The 5,198-nt window shown below is 36.0% G+C and carries 5 protein-coding genes and 1 pseudogene; 1 reads left to right on the top strand and 5 read right to left on the bottom strand.

The genetic code is table 11. The features are described 5' to 3' along the window. Window positions 1–285: pseudogene (locus MRBLBA3_RS04595) on the top strand (VrrB protein); the annotation flags it as partial. Window positions 286–450: 165 nt separating this feature from the next. Here MRBLBA3_RS04595 and MRBLBA3_RS04590 read toward each other — a convergent pair. The 5 genes from MRBLBA3_RS04590 to MRBLBA3_RS04570 all read right to left on the bottom strand — a co-directional run. Further along, the gene (locus MRBLBA3_RS04590; RefSeq protein WP_044737516.1) at window positions 451–879 is read right to left on the bottom strand and encodes a haloacid dehalogenase; all 429 of its coding nucleotides are present in this window, start codon (window positions 877–879) and stop codon (window positions 451–453) included. 244 nt (window positions 880–1,123) lie between these two features. Continuing rightward, window positions 1,124–1,309, bottom strand: a complete 186-nt coding sequence (locus tag MRBLBA3_RS04585; protein ID WP_044737517.1) for a hypothetical protein — start codon at window positions 1,307–1,309, stop codon at window positions 1,124–1,126. Between the two features lie 92 nt (window positions 1,310–1,401). Beyond that, a complete protein-coding gene (locus tag MRBLBA3_RS04580) occupies window positions 1,402–2,481 on the bottom strand; it encodes a Ger(x)C family spore germination protein (protein WP_044737518.1) in 1,080 nt (359 codons plus the stop codon). Continuing rightward, complete coding sequence (locus MRBLBA3_RS04575) at window positions 2,457–3,551, bottom strand: spore germination protein (protein ID WP_044737519.1); 1,095 nt, start codon at window positions 3,549–3,551, stop codon at window positions 2,457–2,459. Before MRBLBA3_RS04575 ends, MRBLBA3_RS04580 begins: the two co-directional genes overlap by 25 nt. Window positions 3,552–3,567: 16 nt before the next feature. Continuing rightward, the coding region (locus MRBLBA3_RS04570) for a spore germination protein (RefSeq protein WP_363379910.1) at window positions 3,568–5,198 on the bottom strand (1,631 nt) is incomplete at its 5' end.

Below are 5,198 nucleotides of genomic sequence, written 5' to 3'. Positions count from 1 at the left end.
CACCAAGGCCAACACCATCATCAAGGCCAACATCACCACCAAGGCCAACACCATCATCAAGGTCAACACCACCAAGGCCAACACCATCATCAAGGTCAACACCATCACCAAGGGCAGCAACATCAACAAGGCCAACATCACCACCAAGGGCAGCAACATCATCAAGTACAGCAACATCAACAAGGGCAACAACAAATTTGGTACGGTGGAGGAGCTGGAACTGCAGCGGGAACAGCTGGAATTACGGCTGGAGCAGCGGGGCATGCTGGACACGTGGGACACTAATGAATTACATAAAAAATTCTCTTGTGCGCAAGGGGATTTTTTATTTTGAAGAAGAATATATTTGCATTTCGAAATGTGGTATTGAGTAGTAAAATACGAAGTTCATGAACTGTGAATGATAGTACGAAAAAACTGCTAAGAATATTCCTAGCAGCTGCTCTTATATTATTTTCCTGCGTTTGTTAATGCCTCTTGACGTTGACGTTCAATTTCAGCGCGAAGTTGTGGTTCTGGTGCTTCCCAGCCTTCTGGTTTTAAAATTTTGCCGTCGCCGTCGCGGAAGCGTGGTTTTCCGTCAGAGAATAATTTAGCCATATTCGCATTGTTTACAATTTCAAATCCTTTATCTGGACGTACACCCATTTCTGCAAAAGTTCCGAATGCGAAATAAATCAAATCAATCAATGCATCGTATTGGTCTTCTACAGTAGTTGCTTCTAGAAACTCTTCTAATTCTTCTTGCATAAAGCTTGCGCGAATTTTTGCGCGCTCTTCTGTTAGTTTTGTTGGAACATTTGTAACAGGGTGTCCGAATACTTCGTGCATTTTCGCAACAAGTTCGTATCCTTTATCTAAACCTTTTTCGTTTGTCATGTTGTTTCATCCTTTCTCATTTTGTGCCGAAGTTTATCCCGCATTAAAGGGCAGTAAGACTCCCACCTCAAAATTCGGCAAATGCGAGGAAGTGAGGTGGGAGGCCCGTAAAATCCCGATTGGTGCGGGCTAATAATCAGTGGGGAATGGACAAAACCCTCACTGATTAAAGTTTCACTTTATTGTAACATAAGGTGATTGGTTAATAAAAAGAACATCTTATGAGACATAAGATGTTCGCTCGTTATTCTTCTTTCTTTAATAAAATGGATAAAATGAGATCAATGCCAAACATTCCGATGAGTAGCATTGGTATAACGACAAGTAAATAACGAGTAAAAGAAACATTTTTTAAATATGTATGAGCAAATAAAAAGACGCCAAGAAATAAAATACCATTTAAAATAGGTTTTACTAATTTTTTAGACATAAGCTCCCCCGTAAATATCCCTTTTCTCTATTTAAAAATAAAAACTCCCCTCTCCGTTGTACCATGCCAGAGAGGGGAGTTCAATCATTAACTTATTCAATTACGCCAGAATTTGTAATATTGACAGTGTATTTCACCTTAATAGGAACATCTTTATACATTCTTCGCCACTCTTCTAATTTGAATGGACGGTAATGTTCTTTATACCTTGCGCCGAGACCGAGTGGATCCACATTTAAAGATTTGAACTGTTTAATTAATTTGTTAGCTGTTGCATCTAATTGTTTTTCAACTGACTTTTCTATTTTTTTTGTGTTCTTTTTATTTTCTAAGTTGAACTGTTTAGATAGTTCTTGAATGCGTGCTTCTAGTTTAACGTGTATGAAAAATGATGGTTTACCATCTTTAATACTTACTTGGTAAGTTGGGACGGATCGAATATTATTAATGATTGTGTATCCTGAGTTTGCTTTAAATTCATGTGAATCTAAGCGATGTTTTTCCAATAAACCTTTAAAGGCGAACATATCGTGATAGTTAATTTTCCCAACATATTTATCTCTTTTTAAAAGTCCGATACCAGTAATTCTTATTTTATCTTTATCTTTTTTGAGTATTGGTAAATAAGAATCTTGACCTTCACGATAATATCGATAGGCTCCTAAATGTAGATTGTCAGTAGGTAAAGGACCCGTTTTCATATTATGGTCTAACATTTTCTTTATATAAATTGCAACGTTAGATGATGTTGTATATTTACCTTTTAGTAAGTCTAGTCCTGTTCCCTCTAATAAACCGACATAAATAGAGTTCCCGATATTCACATCACGAATTAACGTGTCAAAGGAAGTTGACAACCCTTTTTTGGCGATTTTTGTAGTAAATAAAGCAAAACGCATTTGTCCACTTGCAAACGGCTGAGAGGATTCTAAAGATATATCGGCTTTTACTTGTTTTACTGCGTTTCCTACTCCTTCAAAGACTTGAACTTTATTACCTTTTTTCTGTATAGGACAAACGAATGTGACTTTTACTTTATTATCTTTTGCTGTATCAAAAACAGTCCCTTGAATGAGATTGACATCATCGATAATATTTTTTTGTAAGCAACCAGTTAGACTAAGGATGCTGATACAAGAAAGAAGCATTAATTTTCTTTTGATTTTTTCCATTTTCTTTTCACCCACACAATAATAAATAGAATTGGGATGTATATGTAAATAAGCCAAAAACTAATTCTTGACGCATTGCTAATAAAGTCATTAATATCATGTCTGTTTGTTAAAAGTTGTGAAACAATGAGGGTAATGAGCAAAAAAGTAATTAAAACACCTCTTTGTTTTACACGAAATATTTCGTGTGTTCCTCTTGTCGCTGCCCATAAAGGAAGAATGAAGCTCGTAACAATAACGAGAGCATAAGCTGAGATTGCAATGTACTCTAGCCTTTCTATGAAAGGAAGTTGGATAACCTGAGTCATAGAGAGCTGGGCCCAAATTGTTTTGGATAATTGTTTTTCGCTAAAGAATGTAAAAGCTAAGAGGGTGCTAAATAAATATAAAAGATTAGAGAATAGCGCACCGTATTGTGCAAATTTATGAGATTTCTTAGACTCTTTTACAAATGGATAAATCATAAGAAAAATTTCAAATCCGCTCATAGTATAGATTGATAATTGAGCTGCTTTTAAAATGTCTGAAAATGAATGTGAAAATACAGGGAGTAAATTAGACCAGTGAGTGTATTTTAAGATAAAAAGGCTAATGAAAAGATATCCGAGTGTCCCGCCGATAGAAATGACACAGATACCAGTAATAACACGAAAACCAGATGAGATAATATAATAACCGACTAAGCATAGAAAAGTTGTTAGCATCCAAATCGAAGCAGAAGGAAACATCCATACTTGAATAATTTCTACATATGTTCGAACGACAGAAATACTGACCATTAAAAAATACACCATAAAGATAATGTTAATCCCATTCCCAAGCCACTTTCCGAATGTTTGTTTATGCAAATCAATTAAATTGCCATCTATACCTTTTAGTGAGGAATACATCATCCATAGGAGAATATGAATGATGATTCCTGTGAGAAGGACACCTATCCAGCCATCGTATCCAGCTGCTTTCGCAATAATGCGGGCAAATCCGAGAACACCAGCACCAAATTGTGCACCGTGAATTAAGAAGAAGACGAAGATAGGTGATATTTGGTGTTCTGCTTTAATTTTACTCATCGATGCACCTCATTTCTTAATCATCAAAATCAGATGTATGTTTTGTTGAAATTCCGTTTGCTGATTTCTTAACATGCTGTGGTCTAGCTTGTACATCCCTTGTATCAATCATCGTTAATGGAAAACGAATCCAAGAGTCCTTTGCTGATTGTTGGCGTGTTGGATAAAACAGTGCGTACGGCTTACGTAAAGAAGTTAGTCTAAAAAGATGGGTAAATAAAAAGATAAATCCAAGAGAAATACCAAATAGACCACCTATTTCTGCAAATGCGAGAAATGGGAAACGTAGTAAACGAACGGCGTTACCCATTTTATAAATGGGTGTAATAAAGGAAGCTAACGCTGATAAGGCAACGATAATTAATAAAATGTTACTCGTTAACCCAGCTTGAACAGATGCTTGTCCAATTACGATACCACCTACAATACCGAGTGTTTGTCCTACTTTCATCGGTAACCTAGCCCCAGCTTCTCTTAATAAATCAATAACTAATTCCAAAAAGAGTGCTTCGATTAAAGGTGGGAATGGTACTTGTGCTCTTGATAAAATCAATGTTTCAAGCAAATCGCTTGGAATGAGTTCGTAATGATAACTTAAAACGGCAACATATAATGGGGCTGCACAAATTGAGAAAAGAACCGCGATAAGTCGTAAAATCCTTGAAAATGTAGCGTACAGCCAAGAGACGTTATAGTCTTCTGGTGAAATAAAGAAATCGAAATATGATACAGGAGTTAGTAGAACGTTTGGTGAACCGTCAACAAAAATTGCAATTTTTCCATCAATAAGTGCCTTTGTCACTCTATCAGTTCGTTCTGTATTGATATATAATGGAAAAATTGATTTTTCGCCCATTAACTCTTGAAGATAAGCACTATCATTAATTTGATCGTATTCAAGAGCTCGCAATGATTCTTCGAGAAAATCCACATTATCCTTTTCTGCAAGGTTGTCTAAATACATTATTACAACCTTTGTTTTCGAAAAGGAGCCAATTATCATTTCTTTTGTTTGTAATTCTAAAACAGGAAGGCGTTTACGGACTAAATTAATATTTGTATCAATAGCTTCTACAAAACCTTCTTGTGGACCGATAACTGTTGATTCATTTAATGGAGGGCTTGGTGCCCGGTAAGTATCAATTGCAATGTTTGCAAGCATACACTTTTGATCTTGCTGGTTCAATTGAATAATTGCATGTCCTTTTAAAACCATGTCCTCAATTTTTTGTAAGTCGTTCGTAATTGTAATACCGCTCATTGGCATATGTTCTTTTAGCTCCTCAAGAGAAGAACAAGAGCGTTCTAAAAGTGTAGGCATTAAATACTTTTGAAGCTTTTCTCCATCAAGTGAAGGACGGTAGTAAGAAATCCAATAAGGCATCGTTTCATCAGCAGATGTATGATAATTAACAAAGTCACTAGACATTTTTAGTTTTGCTATTAAGTCTTGTAGAGAATGAATATGGTCCTTTTCTGGTTTGCTAAAGTCATAAATGCTGTTACTTCCAGAATTCTGCTTCCTGCCTTGAGAAGAATCCTCTTGTGTAGACTGTTGCTGTTTGCCTTGAGAAGAATCCTCTTGTTTCGATTGTTGCTGTTTGCCTTGAGAAGAATCCTCTTGTGTAGACTGTTGCTGTTTGCCTT

Source organism: Bacillus sp. LBA3-1-1.1 (genome assembly GCF_040676495.1).
Taxonomy (GTDB): domain Bacteria; phylum Bacillota; class Bacilli; order Bacillales; family Bacillaceae_G; genus Bacillus_A; species Bacillus_A nitratireducens.
Note: the sequence above shows the minus strand (reverse complement) of the source record. Positions and strands in the feature narration are given on the sequence as shown.

Coding starts and splice junctions, on each gene's coding strand:
- MRBLBA3_RS04590 (WP_044737516.1), bottom strand. CDS start 879: ATGACAAACGAAAAAGGTTTAGATAAAGGATACGAACTTGTTGCGAAA.
- MRBLBA3_RS04585 (WP_044737517.1), bottom strand. CDS start 1,309: ATGTCTAAAAAATTAGTAAAACCTATTTTAAATGGTATTTTATTTCTT.
- MRBLBA3_RS04580 (WP_044737518.1), bottom strand. CDS start 2,481: ATGGAAAAAATCAAAAGAAAATTAATGCTTCTTTCTTGTATCAGCATC.
- MRBLBA3_RS04575 (WP_044737519.1), bottom strand. CDS start 3,551: ATGAGTAAAATTAAAGCAGAACACCAAATATCACCTATCTTCGTCTTC.